The organism is uncultured Dialister sp., from assembly GCF_900541605.1.
GTDB lineage: Bacteria > Bacillota > Negativicutes > Veillonellales > Dialisteraceae > Dialister.
On record NZ_UQKJ01000011.1, the window covers coordinates 14,634 to 32,295 of the forward strand.

Below are 17,662 nucleotides of genomic sequence, written 5' to 3' on the forward strand. Positions count from 1 at the left end.
GAAATCTGACTGCTGATTCGCCGCCTTTTCTTTCACCGGTTAAAACAATTCCCCTTTAACGTCATTTCGAGCGGTGGTAAGCGTAGTAGTAAGTGTAACCATAAGAATCATATGTGGGGGAGAGTCGAGAAATCTCCCGGGTAAATGCCTGTGACGGTGTTACAACGCGGAAAGGGGGCTGAGGGGTAATGCCCTGCGGGCAAGGCGGAGTGTCCTGCAGAGAACCTCCGAGTCCGAATAAGTTAGCACCTATACTGCACATCAAAGCGCCTTCCTTTTGGTATTCGGACGGCTCAGGGGGACCGCTTTGCCCTGAGAGGGAAGAGGCGGCGCTTCCTGTTTTGTGTGCCGGCACAATCATTCTTTGTCTCTCATTTCCGGCTTTTCCACTTCTATGGCCTTTCCGTAGGTGAAGGACCAGAGGTAGAGGTGGGATACCGGTTTGCCCAAGAGTTTTTCAGCGGCTTCGCCGTAGACCTGGAGCTGGATTTTGTAGTGGTTCTTCAGTTCTTCTTCGGTCATGGTGTGGTCTGTCTTGTAGTCGATGATGAGGAAGTCTTTGTCGAATTCCAGAAGGCAGTCCATGACGCCCTGGAGGAAGATCTTTTCTCCCTCTTCGCAGTCCGGATAGAAGGAGCGGGCGGGGAGGAGGATGGAGAAGGGCATTTCTTTTTTGATGTCTTTGGCTTCTTTCATTTTTTCCGCCAGTGGGCCCTTGGCGAAGGTGAGGAGGGCCTGTATGGGATTGTTCCGTTTCCTGTGGGAGAGGAGGATGGAGCCTTCTTCTTTGGTGAAGATTTTATCCTGTACCAGCTGCTCCAGGGCGGCGCGGATGGCGTCTTCCGAAGGGGGAAGCTTGGTGAAATCGAGCATTTCCATGGCTTTGTGCATGAGGGTACCGAAGGAGGTGCCCTCATATTTTTCTTCTTCTCCGGAGAGAAAGGCTGGCGGCTGGGCGTAGTCGGCAGAGAGGCTTTCTTTTTCATCTCCTGCCAGGATGGCGGAGGCTTCCGGCGGTTCGTCGCTGGCAGCGTATTCCGCTAGTTCCCGGAGGTGGACGGCGGCGGTGGCGGTGAGTTTGGCCGGTGTATTCACGGCGCCGGAATGGCTGTAGGTCCAGGTGAGCTGGCGGTCCATCCAGTCCGGCCAGCTTTTCGGCAGGTGGGAGAGGAAGGCGGCCAGCCGGTCTTCGTCCTTCTTCTCTTCCATTTTGGGAAGCATTGCTTTTTCTCCCTCTGCCCGGAGACTGGCTTTTTCTTCTTCGATGAGGAGATCTTCCTGTTTTGTGTCGGTGAAGCGGAAGAAGGAGTGGTCGGACGGGGCATCGTCCCGGTAGGAGGGCACTCTCTTTGCTGTTTCCCAGGCTGCTTTCATGGTACGGTGCCGGAGGGCAGCGGGCATGATCCAGTCCAGGTAGCATTTGCCGTTGGCCGCGATATGACTGGGGAGGGGAGACACCAGGGTTCCCTCATCGGCGGTGGCCAGGGAGGCAGTCCAGCCGTCGAGGTCTTTGGACAGGTCCTTACAGGTGCCTACAATAAAGAGCTTATCCCGGGCCCTGGTCATGGCCACGTAGAGGAGCCGGGCTTCTTCGGCCAGGCTTTCCGCCTTTGATGCTTCTTTCACGGAGCACCAGTACAGGCTGGGCCAGCGGACCCGGTGTTTTTTGTCGTAGTACTGGATGCCGAGACCCAGTGTCTTGTGGCAGATGGCGGTCTGCTGGGTATCCCTGAGGTTGAAGCCTTTTTTCGTATCCGCCAGGAAGACTACCGGAAATTCGAGGCCCTTGCTCTTGTGGATGGTCATGATGTGGACAGCATCGGCCATGGCATTGGTGGAGACGGATTTGAATTCCCGGTCTTCTTTGTGAAGTTTGGACAGGTAGTCCAGGAAGGAATAGAGACCGCTGCTGGGGGTGCTGTCCCGGGCGAGGGCGAGCTGGTAGAAGGCAAGTACGTGATTTACCCGCCACTCGCCGCCGGGAAGGCCGGAGAGCCAGGTGAGGTATTCGGTGTCCGTGAGAATTCTCCGAAGGAGGGGGGCCGTGCCGTCCTGCATGGCTTCTTCCCGCCATGTTTTGAAGAACGCAAGGAAATGGCGGAGCTTCTCTTCTTTTTCTTCCGAAAGTACACCGGGAAGGGGGAGAACGGTCCAGAGGTGGGGCTGTTTTTCCTCTTCCTGCCTGAGGTGGAGGAGAGTGAGGTCCTTCTCATCGAGGCCCACAAAGAAGGAACGGAGTACGGCTGCCGCTGCCAGGTCCTGGAGCGGGTTGTCCAGAAGTTTCAGCAGGGCCCAGAGAATTTCCACATCCCCGTTCTTCATGAAGTCCTCTTCCTTGTCGGAAATGGCAGGGATGCCGTTTTCTTCCAGTACCTTCATGAGGACAGGCCCTTTTCCTGCAATGGAACGGAGGAGAATCACCATGTCTCCGTACCGGGCGGGTCGGAAGGCACCGCTTTTTTCCATCATCGTTCCATGGTCCATGATTTCGTGAATTCTTTTGGCAATGAGCCGGCCTTCGAGCATGATTTTTTCCATATCCTTCAGCTCATCCGGCGCATTTCCTTCTTTGATGCCTGCTTGGTCGATGAGTTCGATGGAAACGGAGCCGCCGGCATAGCTGTCGGGCCTTGGCTCTTCGTGGCGGCCGGCGTAGAGGGCTTCGGCATCGCCGTAGTCCAGTTCCAGGGTATCCCGGGTCATGATCTGCCGGAAAATGAAATTGATGGAAGACAGGATGGCGGCATCGCTTCGGAAATTGCGGTTCAGGTCGATGCGATGGGAGGGACTGTCTTTGTCCGAGGAAAAATGAAGGTACTTATCCATGAAAATGGTGGGGTCCGCCTGCCGGAAGCGGTAGATGCTCTGCTTGAGGTCGCCCACCATGAACCGATTCTTTCCGTTGGATACGAGGGCGGTAATCAGCTCCTGGACCCCATTGGTATCCTGGTATTCGTCGATCATGACTTCCTTGTATTTCCGGCGGATAGAAAGGGCCGCTTCCGAAGGGAAGAGGGCTGCCTTCTCCGGCGTGAAGTCCGGGTTCTCCCGGTCCACCAGGATGTCCAGGGCATAGTGCTCCATATCGTTGAAGTCCATGAGGCCTTCCTGCTTTTTCCGCTCTTTCAGGGCTTTTGCAAAGTCCAGGGCCAGGCGGGAAAGGACGGTGACCACCGGCAGCATGGCGGCGGTTTCCGAAATCCACTGGGACTCCGGTACTTGGGTAAAAGGGGCAATTTCTTTTGTCCAGGTATCTTTTGCACTCTTGCGGAGGTCGCTGATGGCCATGGCATCGGCGGAATTCGTAAAGTCGCTGGTTTTAGCGTAATGGAAAGCAGCGGCCTGTTTGGGCTTCATGGTGCTCATTCGGGCAAATGAAAAGGAGGGGAGGTGGAACCAGTCTTTCCAGGTCTTTGCGGAAGAGACCATGGAAAAGAAGGAGTATTCATTGCTGAGTTGCTCGCCATACACCGCCTCTGCCGCTTTATTCCGGTCCATGATGGCAAACATCTGCCGGTAGCTGTCAGCGATTTTTCGGGAAAGGGAGATGAGGTGATCCAGCACCGGCCGGTCCCAGGGGAGGTCGTCCATGGACGCGCCTTCCGGGATACGGTACCGGTCGGGAAGATGGGAGAGCCAGTCCTCCGGGAAGGGGAGGGAGCAGGAAAAGTGGTAAATCTTTGCCACCATCTGCTTTAATATCCGGTCCTGGTAGCGGTCGGCAAAGAGGTCCACGGTGTCCAAAAAATCCGGATTTCCCTGGGCATACCACTTTTCCAGGACCTCCGACAGCACCTCTTCTTCCAAAAGGAATTCCTCATTCTCGTCGGACAGGATCCGCACTTTCGGGTCCAGGTCCAGGAGGTAGAAATACTGGCGGATAATGGACTGGAAATAGGAGTCCAGCGTGGAAATCTGGGCGCTTCCCAGGAGGGAGACCTGCTTTTCCAGATGGTGGATACGGGGCTCGTCATCGGCTTCGTCCGCCTTTTTCAGGGCATCGGACAGGGCTTTTGATACCCGGGCCTTCATTTCGCTGGCAGCAGCCTTTGTGAAGGTGAGGACCAGGAGCTCATTGATGTCCGTATGGCTCTTTGGGTTTTCCACGAGCCGAATGATGCGCTCCGTGAGGACCGCCGTCTTTCCGCTGCCCGCTGCGGCGGAGAGGAGGAGGTTCTGCCCCCGGGCATCCAAGGCTTCTTCCTGTTCTTTTGTCCAGTGGTTACTCATGGTGTTCCTCCTTTTCATTGGCAAGTTCAGCCAGGTTTTTCTTTAAGTCCTTATTTGGGGGGAGATGAATGTATTCATACCCTTCCCCCTCCGCCTTTGGGTCGAAGTGGCAGATGCTGTGGTAGGGGCACCAGGTACAGGGAATCTTATTATTGTAATTGACCGGCCTGATTTCGATGTGCCCCTCTTCCATGGATCTATAGATTTTCAGAAGGTTTTTCTTAACAATGGTGAGAAGGTTTTTGAAATCTTCCTCCGAAAGGAGGGAAGTGGAAGAGGAGAGGCTCCCGTCTTTCTTGAATTTCAGGGGAAGAATGGAATCATCGGTGCCCACGGCACTGTCCAGTGATTTTACCACGTCCGGGTCATCCAGAATCCAGCCGGAACCGCTCTCTTTATCCGGAAGCGGCGGCTGGCTGCCCGGTGGGACGGCGGCCATATTTTTCACGTCACCGGACAGGTAGATGCACATGAGGGCTGCCGGCAGGAGGCCGCCTTTCCCCTCTTCCTCCACAGCCAGGAGGTAGGTGAGGAGCTGCAGCTTCAGCCCGGCCACCACTTCCTGCAGTGTGGCCACGGGGGTGCCGGTTTTGTAGTCATAGATGGCAGCGGCACGACCGTCCATGTCGATGCGGTCGATTTTCCCTTTCAGGGTGAACGTATCCGTATCTCCGGCAATGTGGAGGTAGAATTCCTTTTCCAGGGCCTTCGTATCGAACCGGCTGTTTCGGCTCCATTTCCGGAGGGACCGGAGGGATCGGCGGAAAGTCTCATTCAGCGCCCGCTCCGTATATCGGGAAGCGCCATCAGCATGGAGGGCGCCGTAGTGAATCTTTTTAGACAGGACGCTTGCAATTTCTCCGGAAATCTTCTCGATATCCTCATCCGTGGCATCCCGCCACTGCCGGTTTTCTTTTCCCAGCCGGCTGCCGAACTGGTGGAGTCCGGCATGAAGGTAGTTGCCGAAGTCCAAAGGTTCCATGTCCCCTTCATCCCGCTTGTCGATGTGGAGGCCGTACTGCACAAAGTAGGCAAAGGGACAGCGGCGGTAGTTTTCAAACCGGGTGACGGAACCGAAGAAACGGCCCTGGGGTTTGAAGAGCCGGGCCGCCAGGTCCCGGGGAAGCGGAGCAGCGTCGTTCTTATAGTAGAAACCGGTGAGGGCCTGGTCTAGGGATTCCCCGTATCCCTTCGCCTTCGCCCAGGATGCCAGCTGGGCCCAGGGAGAAGTGGGGGCAGGAATTTCCCGGCGGAGAATGGAAGGCAGGAGGGACAGGGCCTGCTTCGGATTGGCGAAGAAGGAGTGGTCACTTTCCCGGTCCGAGGGGGAAAGAAAAATGGATTCCGAAGCATAGCCCAGATGGGCCAGCTGGGAAACGAGGAAGGAGGGCTCCGTATCATTATGGTCGTCATTCACGGAGGGCATAGTGATGTAGAGGGCCCGGCGAGCGCGGGTGAGGGCCAGGTACACGAAGAACTGCTCCTTGTGCACTTCCTCCAGCAGGTCCGTACCGAAGATAAGGCGGCTGTCCCGGTAGATTTTCTGCTTTTCCGATTCCGTGAAGAAGCCGCCTTCCTCGATGCGTTTCGGAAATTCCCCTTCTATGGCGCCGGGGATGAAGACTGCCTCCGCCTCCATACCATAGCCCCGGTCCATGCCGGTCACCGTCACGTGGTCCAGGGTAGGGGGAATGGTGGAATAGGTGAGGGAAGAGAGGCCATCTTCGAAGAGGGAACGGAAATCTTTGGCCCCGGTCTCCTCGTTTCCGGCGGCGTGGACAATTTCGTCCAGAAGGGTAAGAATTTTTTTCCACACCTGCAGGTTCGGCCGGAGGTTGGTCCGGAGTTCTTCTTTTTCATCCAGCCTTTCCATGGTTTCCGGTATTTTTTCGTCCACCAGCCACTGGTAGAGAATCCGGCAGCGGTCTTTCGGGAGGGGAGAGGCTTTCCATTGGTCCACCAGGGGATCCAGCATGGAAGTAAGCCGCGTCCGCCAGCCATTGGCTTCAGCAAGGACCTGCTTTTCCCCCTCCGTCAGGGCGGGCAGGGGACCATCGAGCTCCCGGTATTCCCGGAATACCCACTCTTCGTGATACTGGGAGGGCCGGATACCGTGGGAGAGGACGTAATTTTCGAGGCGGTCCACATCGTCCTCCGGCCATTGGGGCAGGAGGAATGTTTTCAGCAGGCGGAAAAGAGTCTCCCGCTGCCAGCCGCTCCCTTTATGCAGGGATTCGGCGGTGAGAAAACGGAGAAGGCTGCTGATGAGTACCACCAGGGGATGGCTGTTCATGGGATGCTTCCTGTCGATGAAGCCCGGGATTTCATAGCGTCGGAAGGACCGCTCGAAGAGGTTCCCGTAGTCATCGGGATTCCGGATGAGCACCAGGATGTCCCGGTACCGGAAATGGCTGTCCCGGACGAGGGAGAGAATGCGGCGGGAAATGTAGTCCACCTCCTCCGCCTTATGGGCGGCCCGGATGAGATGGAGCCCCTCTGCCGCGGAGGAGGGGCCTTTTTTATCCAAAGGAGAAGGTATCGGGCGGCGGTTGAAGAAATGCCGGGCTATAGCAGCCAGCTGGGGAGAGGTAAAACGGCAGTCTTCGGTGAGAAGGGTGGAAGAGGAGGCGCCTTCCTGTCGGGAAAGGAGACTGAAAAGCTGCCAGGGCCGTGCAAAGTTCGGATTTTCGACAGCCTCTTCGGGCTTATCCATCTGAAGGGTCATGGTGACTTCTTTGGCCGTATGGACCAGGGCGGACACAATGCGGATCTTCTGGGGAGCCATGCCGTTGAATCCGTCGATCCAGACCCGGGAGGACCGGAGGGTGGGGGATTTTGGAATTTCCCTTGCCAGCAGGTCAAAGAGACTGCCTTCGTAGGAAAAGTGGTCCTTCAGGTACCGGTGGTATGCGCCGTAGAGGAGGGAGAGATCCGCCATTTTCCGGCCCAGCGGTGTGTCCCCCTGGGCTTCGGCGGCATGGGCCATGTCCTTTTCCGATACGCAGAACATGTCGAGCTGGTGGAAGAAACGGGTGAGCTCTTCCGAGAAATGGGGATGGGAGGCTGCTTTCATTACCATCCGGAGCTCTCCCTTATGCTCTTCCATGAGTCGGCGGATGATGATCTGCTGCCCTAAGGGGGACAGGGCGTCGCTCACGGGGGAATGGAGTTCCTGGAAGACCCGGTACGCCAGGCGCGAGAAACCGCACACCGTCACATCGGTGAATCCTTCTCCGGGAAAAGATTTTGCCAGTTCGTATTCCGCTGTGTAGGTTCCCTGGTCCGGAACCAGGAGAAAGGCTTTCCTTCCTGTATCGCCCAGCACGTAGTCCCGGATTTCCCTGCATACCCGGCTTGTCTTGCCGGTTCCTGCCCGGCCCAGAATGAAATGAAGTCCCATGGTCATGTCCTCCTTCGTTTTGTTGTATTCATTATACTATGGGAAAGGACAGAACGTGACAGGAGAGATGTGTCAGCGCGCGGACAAACGGATGGCAGAGCTGATGGAAGGTGGCTGAAGGGGAACGCCCTGCGGGCGAGGTGACTCAAGGGAAACGGGCTTCGCCCGAGGTGACGGTGTGCCGCATTAAATAAAGGACGGCACAATTTTATATCCAGCGGCTGCGCCGCATCCATTCTGCGATTTTGACGCAGGCCGTTTGGCTTACAAGGAAGGCACTTTTATGGGCAGGCTAAGCACCATATTTATACCAAACTTGAAAGTCTTATGCGGAACTTTCATCTATAAGGGCATGCATGCTTACGGGGTATATAAAAATGGCGGCGCTATATGAATTGTGCGCCGCCACCTTCCCCTTGCCCGCAGGGCATTTCCCCTCAGTCACTTCGCCGCAGGCGTTACCCTTCAGCCACCTTCCCATGCCCATCCAAAGCATCACCTCTAAATCTGCCCATCTGTGATACAATAAATGTACTTGTTTTTACAGAAAGGCGGCACTATGGCGCAGGCGAAAATTTGGACTCGGGAATTCCTGGGCATGGGCATGACCAATTTCTTCTATTTCATGTCCCAGTATATTCTGATCGCATCCCTTCCGGTCTTCATTATGGATGACCTGGGGAAGGGGCAGTGGGAGGCAGGCATGGCTATGACCTGTTTCCAGATTGGCACGGTGGCATGCCGTCCCCTGGCGGGGCGCATCATTGATGGGGTGAATAAACAGAAACTTCTCTTCCTGGCATCCGCTGTATTCTTCCTGGTGATGGCGGGCTTTTACTTCGCCTCAAGCCTTCACATGGTGTGGGGCCTCCGGCTGGTGCATGGTATCGTCTTTGCCCTGGGCACCACGGCGTCTGCCACCATGGCGGCCCTGGTGCTGCCGAAAAGCCGGAAGGGGGAAGGCATCGGCTATTTCGCGGTGAGCGGAAACCTGGCCATGGTCATCGGGCCCCTGGTGGGACTTCTGATCATTGATTTTCTGGGGCCCCGGCCGCTGTTCATTTTCCTGGCACTCCTGGCCCTGGGGGCTATTTATGGAGGAAATGGGAAGAAGCTGCCTGATGCTGTCATCCTTCCTTCGGGGAAACGGAAACAGGGCTTTCATTTTTCCGACTTCTTTGAAAAGAAAGCTCTTCCCTCGGTTATCCTTGGTGGCCTCGTTTTCTTCGCCTATGGCGGTGTGCTGACGTTCATTCCCATGTATACCCGGGCCCTCCAGCTTTCTTCCTTTACCAGCCTGTTCTTTCTGGTCTTTGCCCTGGTCATCGTGGTGACCCGTCCTTTTGTGGGATATCTTTTTGACCACCATGGCCCTGATGCCACGGTGTATCCGGGATTTGCCTTCTTCTGCATCGGATTTATCCTCTTCAGTCAGGTGGGAGGGTTGCCGCTGCTGCTCCTGTCTGCCGGGATCCTTGGCATCGGCTTCGGTGCCCTGGCACCGGCGTTCCAGACGCTGGCTGTCCAGAGCGCGCCACCTTCCCGGGCCGGGGTGGCTACGTCCACCTATTTCTGGTCCCTCGATATTTCCGTGGGCCTGGCAGCGGCGGTGCTGGGAGTGGTATCCGATGCCCTGGGCTATCCTTTCATGTATGGGGTGGTCTGCCTGGCATCGGCACTTCTGGGACTTGTGTATTACTTCTTCTGGCGAAGAAGCGGGAAGAGGGCAGGAACCTAAAGCCTAGGAAAAGTCAGGAATGAGGCGTTAGTGGCGGCGGCGTACAGATGGGAAGCTCCGCTTTATAACGAAAACGCAGTTAATGGCTCAATGCAAAAATATCAAAAGCGGCGCTTTGTAATTTGATGCGCCGCACATTCATTCCTGATTAATTTTCTCCATGGCTTGAGGTACACACTTTTTCTCAAAAAAATTCAAAAAAGTGCTTGACAGGATGGAGAAGGGGGATTATGATATACACATCTTCAGACAACCGAATGACTTGAGAAAAGCCAGGATCGAGACAAAAGGTTTGTTGTTTAATCTTCAGAGAGCCGGTGTACGGTGCGAACCGGTAGATGGCAGCATTCATACTATCCCTCGAGAGCTCTTTCGTCGAACCAAGTAGACGAAGGCGTTCATTCACGTTACGAATAGGACTACAGAGTATAATGTAGGGTGGTACCGCGATACATCGCCCCTATCTTCTTTGGAAGATAGGGGCTTTTCTTATATCAGGGTATCAGTTTACTTACAGTCCGCAAGTGATAAGTGGGAGTGGTACCGCGCATATGCGCCTCCGCCTTTGGGAAACCAGGGGCGGAGGTTTTCTTTTGCTTATTTTTGCTTATTTCAGTCATTCGGGTCACATTATTTTTTGAAAGAGGGATAAACTATGCAGAAAAAATGGTTAAAAGGAATGGCAGCTCTCGCAGCAGCTGCAGCATTAGCAGGCGCTTTCGCAGGTTGTGGCGGACAGAAGTCCGACAATGGCGGAGCTAAAGGACAGCAGACCGTAAAATTTGGCTTCGTTACCGGTTGGACCGGCCCTGGCGCTGCATACGGCACCGCTATGAAGGAAGGCGTGGATCTGGCTGTTGAAGAAATCAACAACAACCCGAACACCAAGATGAAGATTGACCTTAAGGAATACGATACCAAACTGGTAAAAGCAGAAGCCATCAACGCATTCAAAAAATGCATTGAACAGGATAAAGTCCTCGCTATTGAAGGACCGATGACCTCCGGCGAAATGTTCGCTGCCGGCCCGATTGCCCAGCAGTCCAAGGTCGTTGCCTTCGGCACCGGTACTACAGCACCCGGAATCACCGATATCGGCGATTACATTTTCCGTAACGCAATCCCCGGCAAGATGGCTATTCCGATTACCGTAAAGAAGGCACAGGAAAAACTGGGCTTCAAGAAAGTAGCTATTCTCTACTCCAACAACAATGACCAGATGGTTGGCGAAAACAAGATTTATCAGGAACTGTTCAAGGAAATGGGCATCGACGTTGTCGCTACCGAAACCTTTGCTGATAAGGATACGGACTTCTCCGCACAGCTCACCAAGATTCAGGCAGCTAATCCTGATGTCATCGCTGTAGCAGGCCTGTATCAGGAAGGCGCTCTTATCGTAAAGAAAGCCCGTGAAATGGGTATGAACCAGCCGATTCTTGCCAACAACGGCTTCAACAGCCCGGCATTCATCCAGCAGGCTGGCGAAGCAGCTAACGGTACCCTCGTAGCTACTCCGTGGAATGCGGAAAGCAAATCCGAAAAGGCACAGAATTTCCGTAAAGCCTTTGTTGCCAAATACGGCCATGAACCGGATCAGTTCGCTGCCCAGGCCTATGATGCCATGTACGTTATGCACCAGGCTGCTGAACAGTCCGGCACCACCACGGACCGCAAGAAGTTCCGGGATGCCCTGGCTAAGATCAAAGATTTCGAAGGTGCTACCGGCAAATTCCAGTTCGATGACCATCGCGATCCGAAGATGGACCTCTCCATCATGGAAGCGAAAGACGGCAAATGGGTTCCTTTCGCTTAATCGTCGAGTAACGGTTAAAGGCCATGGACCGGGCTATGGGGCCATGGCTGCATAGTAAGACCCTCCGCAGGGGGAACCGAAAAGGGTATTCAGATAAGCCTGGCCCCTGATTTCCCCAACTGCCGGAATGATATTCCGGCGGGAAACCTGCCTTTGTGGGCAGGGCAGGAAGGAATGGACTGCTGCCACAGTCATTCTTTTCCCTGCCCACCTGGTAGTTTTTCCCAAAGTAAAAGAGCAGTGCATCCCTACGCACTGCTCTTTTACTTTGGGAAAAATCAGATTTTCCTGATTTCCCATATATGGCGGAAGGAAATATTTTTCCCACCCAGTCGAAGGAAGTGCCAGGGTCTGTCTATGGATTCCAGCATCCCTTCCAGGGTCCTGTAGCGTCCGGATTCGTAGAAGGTCAGGCGGAGATGGTCTCCCTTCCTTAGATGCCCCAGTATATTATCGAGCTTTTGGGCCCGGTCTTCAGACAGGGGCCGCTCTTCTTCCTCTTCTTCTCTGGCTTCGGTCAGCAGTTTCCCATACCCTTTGAGTCCATTGAAAGGGAGAAACTGCCGGGCCCGTTTCCTGTTATCCATGATGACCTCCTATCAGGCTGTTCCTCTGGCGCAGGGTGGCTTTCGGGAAATAGTCGATGCCCCGGAGCAGCGCATTCTTTCCGAATCTCTTCTTGATGTCCACCATGGCGAGCTCCACCTCTTCTGCATCTATTCTTCCTCCCCTGATAGAAAAAGAGAATGGGAACGGAGTGCCCGGTGAGCTGGGAGTACATTGTTCAGGCTGCTCCGGAGGACCTTATCCGTGGTATAGTCAACGGAAGATATGCCACAGGTCTGCGGGGATGTCGCTATGGTATTCCACGCATCTTCGTGCCTCGGCTGCCTTGGGTGATGAGGCCTTTTCTAGAGGTTGCTGTATGTATAGGATTCCCACCATTTCAAGGAGTAGAAGTACCCGCTCTTCCAGTGTATAATCTTCGAATAGTACTTGGTCGTTGCTAATGGGCCGCCCCGATGAATGGCAACTGTGGATATCTGAGATGGTGCAGGCTCCCAGTCATGGGCGTAGTTAATGGGGGATCAGATGTTAACCTCGAATTCACGGTACAGCAAGCCTCTTCTGGCAGCAGGAATATCCCGTAGAGGTCATAGAACCTCATATTTGCAAGACGTTGGGCGATGCCGGGACCAATATTCCATATATTTATAATGGACTGGTAGCACTAGATGGTTTCCAAAAACTATGGATCATCGAGAAAGTCGATATGCTCCGATAGATACTTGGCCCAAATATCCATGCCCGCCTTGCCTTGACCTGAAAAGGATTGGCGCTTGCGTTGGCAGGAGCGTAGATACAGGCCTTCTTATACGCGGCACCCCCCTGATAATTTGGGAAATATCGATTTCATCGCGCTCATAAAATTTATAGTGGGACACTATATTGATGAAATATTTATCGATGGAATAGGCGTATACGTCTTTAGTAGAGGACAGGGACAGATATGTGCATATGGTGGAGGGCATGTCCATGTATAATTTCATGCGGTGCTGTACTTATATGGAGCCCCGCCTTTGGCAATAGAGAAGTATTACACCCCGAATGTGTATTTGCTGTAGAGGAGACATAGAAAAACCGAGGAAAGTACGGTAAGCCGGATAACGCTTTACCGTACTTTCCCTGGAGATTATATATTAAAATAGTATGTCAGGCGGTGGAGCAGGATAGCAAGTTATTGCATGGTCCCAATCTGATATGAAGAATATCTTTTTGGCTCTTCTTTGGTCAGTCAGTAATAGTTCCTTTTCCGGAATAAGGGATTTTTTCTACTTTTACCGCTTCCAAATGGTAGAAGGGACCGGATAGACCCGGACCAGTATGTCCTGTAGCTTCTCGGAGGATCCCATATAACCGTATCCAAGTAGCGCCAGAAGTATATTCTGAGAAGTCCTGGTCAGAGTTAAATTCAAAATCTACATAGCCTCCTGTGCAGTAAGGGCAACTGGGACCGTTTCTTCCTATGAAAAGGTGCCCATTAATAGTGAGAAAATAACCTTCAAGCATGACAGTTTTATCAGCATAGTCCTTGAAATTCATGTACCAGTCATTGATCTGTGTCATATAATGATGGTCTCCCACAATGATATCCAAATGATCGTAGGGAAAGGAAACTCGATCCTTCTTTATATTGTAATGAATCTGGAAATAAGGATACTTAACATTTCCAGCGGCGTCTCTAGGGATATTCTCACAGAAAAGACGATCTGATTCCGCGTTCTGTCTCTGTGTTGGGGTGGAAGCGGCTTGTGCAGAAGATAATTCTTTTCTGCTGACAACGGCGGGATATTTTTCTCGGCTTATTCCAGTGCTGCAGCCGGAGATTGCGGTAGCTAGGATCAGAAGAGGTAGGAACGGATACAAAATTCTCATAACACAAACCCTCCTCTTATATGACGTATGAGTGATACTATTACTAAGAGTGTCAGGTTGGTTATGACAATAGAGGCACCGGTGGGAATAGAGAATGCATAGGATAGAGTGATTCCTACAGTGAAGCATGAAAGGCCAGAAAGTACGGAAATCACCGTGACTCTGAGATAATGACCGGTCAGTTGCATGGCTGTTACAGCAGGGAAGACGATAAGGCTAGAAATCAAGAGTGCCCCCATCATGCGCATTCCCAGTACAACTGTAACCGCAGTCATAAGAGACAGGAGAATCGTGTAAAAACCTGTGTGAATACCGCTGGATGCAGCAAAAGATTCATCAAAAGTAATGGAGAAGAGCGGGCAATAGAAGAGAACATAGAAGGCAATGATTACACTGCCGGCGGAGAGAGAGATTGTTACGTCGATTGGACTCATAGCCAGAATACTGCCAAACATGAAGTTACATATATCTGTATTCATCCCCCTGGACAGGGAAATGGTAAGTACACCAATAGCCAATGAACTGCTGCACAAAAGAGCGATAGCTGCATCTCCTCTGATAAAGCTTCCTTCTCGGATATGAAGAAGGAAAAACGCGGATAGCATAGTGACAGGAATGGCAATCATTAGGGGATCCAGATGGCAGGCATAGGCTACCGCTAAAGCAGCGAATCCAAGATGGGAAAGCCCTTCTCCAATCATGGAATATCGTTTCAATACCAAACTGGTACCCAGTAAAGAAGCACAAATGGTAATTACTATACCGACTAGAAACGCACGTATCATAAAAGGGTATGTCAGCATTTCAGTGAATAGATTCATGAGTATTGCTCCGCCATCCCTTTCCAATTAGAACTATGAAGAAAATCTTGGCTACTCCCGTAAAACCGTTGTGCTCCTTCAGCGAGATATAGAATCTGATCAGCTTCAGCCAAAACCCTGGGCATATCGTGAGAGACCATAAGGATTGATAAATGATATTTCTTTCGCAGCTCCCTCAAGAGAAGGTATAAAGACTCGGTAGAATGTATATCAAGGCCAGTCATAGGTTCATCTAAAAAAAGGATCCGGTTACCCGCAGCTAGAGCACGTGCCAATAGAACGCGTTGCTGCTGTCCGCCTGACAAGTCATGAAGGCAGGCACTGGCTAGGTGATTGATGCTAAGCGCCTTCATAATATCCCCTATGTCTTGATAGTCCCTCCTACTATAAAAATAGGGGAAAGAAAGTCGAGATAATCTCCCTGACTGTATTACTTCCATTACACTGGCAGGGAAATCCTTCTGCTCTTCCTGATGTTGAGGAAGATAGCCAATATCTCCCCTTCGAATCTTCGGACTGAACTGGATACTGCCGCCGGATATCCTTTTTAGCCCTAAAATTCCCTTCATAAGAGTACTTTTCCCGCAGCCATTTTCTCCGATTATAGCCATGCAGATGCCCTCTTCTAGAGAAAAATTGACTCTTTCAAGAACCTTCTTTTGGCCATAAGAGAGAGAAACGTCTTGGCAAGTAAGTAAAATCATTCATTCAGTGCCTCCTTCAGTACATCTTCATTATGTTTCATAAGATCCACGTAGGTAATACCTTTTTTGAAATCCTCCTCGCTTACATTATGCACTGCATTCAGGAGAAGGTCCTTTGCTCCCGTAGCCTCCGCAATAGAATGACTCATCTGCTGGTTAGACATTTCAATATGGAAAACAACAGGAATATCATCTTCCTTTATCTTATTGATAAGGAACGCAATAGTCTTTGGATTGGACTCAGTATCTTTAGAACAGCCGGGGAATGCTGCATGATAAGAAAGACCATACTCCTTTACAAAATACAAGAATGGGAAACGGTCACCGACGATGATTTCTTTCCTTTTACTGGAAGAAATAATATCTCGGAAATCATTATCCAAGGAGGAGAGTTCAGATACATAAACGTCTGCATTTTTTTGATAAGAGGTTGCATTCTCTCTATCGATTGAACACAGCTTTTCTTCAATCGCCTTCGTAATTTTGATGGAATTGGCTGGAGAAGTCCATACATGTTCATCCATTTCTTCTTCTCCATCCTCATCTTCCTTCTCTGAGCTGTCCTGCTTTTCTTCAGCCATACCTTCTGGATGTTCTTCAGGCAGAAGGGCAACAGTATCCATCATTTTACAAACAGCTTTAGGCTTCTGATCGCTGCTCGAAAAAATTTTATCTACCCACTCATCACTATCTCCACCAGTGTAGATGAAAAGATCGCAATTTTCGACCTTTTTAATATCTTTTGGCGTAGGTTCGAAGCTGTGCACATCCGTACCTGGCTTGATTAGGAGAGTTATATCGGCGTGCCCTTTGGCGATTTGTCGTGCAAAATCATAACCAGCAAAATTGGTACACACGATCTGGATCGGTGTCTTCCCTTTTGGGGCAGATGAAGATGCAGGGGAAGACGTACAACCTGAAAGTCCGAAAGCTGCAGACAGGCAAGTGAAAAGTAAAAGTATACCAAATAATATTCTTTTCATAAAAAAACCTCCACTGAGAATAATTTAGGGAAATGGTAGACCGGTATTTTCTCTCCTTTTTATTGGTAAATTGTTGTTATTTCGTGTCCTTGATAGTATGCATGAAAGAGTAGAAATAAGGTGACAATTTCAGTGGTACCTCCTAACGTTTCTTGCATTTAATCAGAAAGTTTAATGCATAGGGAAACTAGGGTAACTGGTGCGAAGAGAATTGAGAGAAAAGGACAGAAATAAATGAATAAAAGCGTTAGTTGGTGAATGCACGGGAGCGACTGAGTTTGACATGATAGAATGGTTAGGCCGATTCATCAGAGCCAGGAAGACCGTGGTATCGGTATAGACTGGGAACTACTGCCAGAGCAATCGTGACGAAGGCGACTAATGATAAATAAAAAGCTGGGGAGGGGGGAAAGCTCAATAATTGTAATGAAAGATAATAGAAGTAGTGCTGCTTTTAGTGCCCTTTTCATTGCTGATCGATCTCTTTTTATTAAATTTGCGAATTATTCGCAATTTTTAATTATTATAGGATAGAAGATAAGAAATGTCAAGGAAGTGAAATGTTGAGGTATGTATCAAGGTTTTCTTGGCACTTTATTTGATTGTCGATATTATCAGGTTTCCCAGTCTCCGTTTTCTCAGTAAATCCGTATTGCTTTCGCCAACTGGTCTATTGGAGTCGAGGTTGCTCCGTATACGCCTATACGGCTTCCAGATACCCAAAGCGATAATTTCTCACCCGTCGGTTTTCTTAGTGGCTTTTTGACTCGCGTTTACGGCTTCTACGACCGATTTATACATCTGCCGGTCCATCTTCTTGCAGATCTTGCCTGCAGCGTTATAAATCGGGGCCTTTTCCAAAGCACCGTTGCGAGTGGCAGTAATCAGGGGTCCTATCGAATCCATGCCTACACTGCGCCAATTGTGTCCCTCTTTTTTAGGCAATAGCTATAGCATCGATGGTTACTTTCAGCGGCTTCCAGATGAATATTCATATGGATGTCACGTTCTCGGATTTCAGAGATGTAGTCGGTGTTGCGACTCAGATAGTCTGCCAGCCTCCGTACCTGCTCAGCCTGTTCTTCTGTTTTCGCATAGCTAGGGAAACGCTGATTAAATGGGCTTTTTACAAGCGCTAATTATTCACAGCCATTTTCAGCAGTTTTGGGCGGGATTTTTGTGAATAACTTGAAGAAAATGAATAAAGCCACTACAAATCTATCTACTTTTTCAATATTTATTCTGTATTTTTCATATTTTGGGCGCACTTATCCCATGTTAAACTCTGCTGCTCGACCTGCCCTACAAACCATCAGTAAGTTTCCACTGGCAAACAGCATGTTAAATCGGTTGAAGTTCTTGGCAATTCCTCGGTAGACCACCTTGGCATAGCCGAAATAGTTCTTAACTATCAAAAATGGGTGTTCTACTTTACAACGAGTCGCGGATTTACGGTGTTCAATCTCTTTATCCCAGTTGATGCCGGAATATGTCTTTTCTGTTTTCATATCACTGGGCCGGCGATTGATTATATAAT

General features: G+C 51.0%; 10 protein-coding genes, 1 pseudogene and 1 other annotated feature. Of the genes and pseudogenes, 2 read left to right on the forward strand and 9 right to left on the reverse strand.

The features are described from left to right. Positions 1–357: 357 nt before the first annotated feature. Complete coding sequence (addA, locus tag QZR21_RS01705; RefSeq protein WP_296973432.1) at positions 358–4,230, reverse strand: helicase-exonuclease AddAB subunit AddA; 3,873 nt, start codon at positions 4,228–4,230, stop codon at positions 358–360. After that, positions 4,223–7,630: a PD-(D/E)XK nuclease family protein gene (locus QZR21_RS01710; protein ID WP_296973434.1), complete on the reverse strand. Its 3,408-nt coding sequence runs from the start codon at positions 7,628–7,630 to the stop codon at positions 4,223–4,225. Before QZR21_RS01710 ends, addA begins: the two co-directional genes overlap by 8 nt. Before the next feature lie 559 nt (positions 7,631–8,189). Between QZR21_RS01710 and QZR21_RS01715 the strand changes: the two genes are divergently transcribed. Then, on the forward strand, positions 8,190–9,368 hold the full coding sequence (locus tag QZR21_RS01715) for an MFS transporter (RefSeq protein WP_296096405.1): 1,179 nt from the start codon (positions 8,190–8,192) through the stop codon (positions 9,366–9,368). Between the two features lie 265 nt (positions 9,369–9,633). Next, positions 9,634–9,833, forward strand: a binding site (T-box leader). 190 nt (positions 9,834–10,023) lie between these two features. Continuing rightward, positions 10,024–11,181 (forward strand): ABC transporter substrate-binding protein, encoded by a 1,158-nt coding sequence (locus QZR21_RS01720; protein WP_296096407.1) that lies wholly within the window; start codon positions 10,024–10,026, stop codon positions 11,179–11,181. A 278-nt stretch (positions 11,182–11,459) separates the two neighbouring features. Here QZR21_RS01720 and QZR21_RS01725 read toward each other — a convergent pair whose 3' ends face one another. From QZR21_RS01725 to QZR21_RS01755, 7 genes and pseudogenes are all read right to left on the reverse strand, one after another. Beyond that, on the reverse strand, positions 11,460–11,768 hold the full coding sequence (locus tag QZR21_RS01725) for a hypothetical protein (RefSeq protein ID WP_296096408.1): 309 nt from the start codon (positions 11,766–11,768) through the stop codon (positions 11,460–11,462). A gap of 1,204 nt (positions 11,769–12,972) precedes the next feature. Then, positions 12,973–13,617 (reverse strand): energy transducer TonB, encoded by a 645-nt coding sequence (locus QZR21_RS01730; RefSeq protein WP_296096409.1) that lies wholly within the window; start codon positions 13,615–13,617, stop codon positions 12,973–12,975. Next, a complete protein-coding gene (locus QZR21_RS01735; protein ID WP_296973437.1) occupies positions 13,614–14,438 on the reverse strand; it encodes a metal ABC transporter permease in 825 nt (274 codons plus the stop codon). Before QZR21_RS01735 ends, QZR21_RS01730 begins: the two co-directional genes overlap by 4 nt. After that, entirely contained in the window at positions 14,435–15,142 is a 708-nt protein-coding gene (locus QZR21_RS01740; RefSeq protein WP_296096413.1) for a metal ABC transporter ATP-binding protein, read from the reverse strand. The genes QZR21_RS01735 and QZR21_RS01740 overlap by 4 nt, the downstream gene beginning before the upstream one ends. Beyond that, positions 15,139–16,125, reverse strand: a complete 987-nt coding sequence (locus tag QZR21_RS01745) for a metal ABC transporter substrate-binding protein (protein WP_296096415.1) — start codon at positions 16,123–16,125, stop codon at positions 15,139–15,141. Before QZR21_RS01745 ends, QZR21_RS01740 begins: the two co-directional genes overlap by 4 nt. Before the next feature lie 735 nt (positions 16,126–16,860). Then, a complete protein-coding gene (locus QZR21_RS01750) occupies positions 16,861–17,031 on the reverse strand; it encodes a hypothetical protein (RefSeq protein WP_296096417.1) in 171 nt (56 codons plus the stop codon). A gap of 449 nt (positions 17,032–17,480) precedes the next feature. After that, positions 17,481–17,585: pseudogene (locus QZR21_RS01755) on the reverse strand (IS5/IS1182 family transposase); the annotation flags it as partial. Between the last annotated feature and the right edge of the window lie 77 nt (positions 17,586–17,662).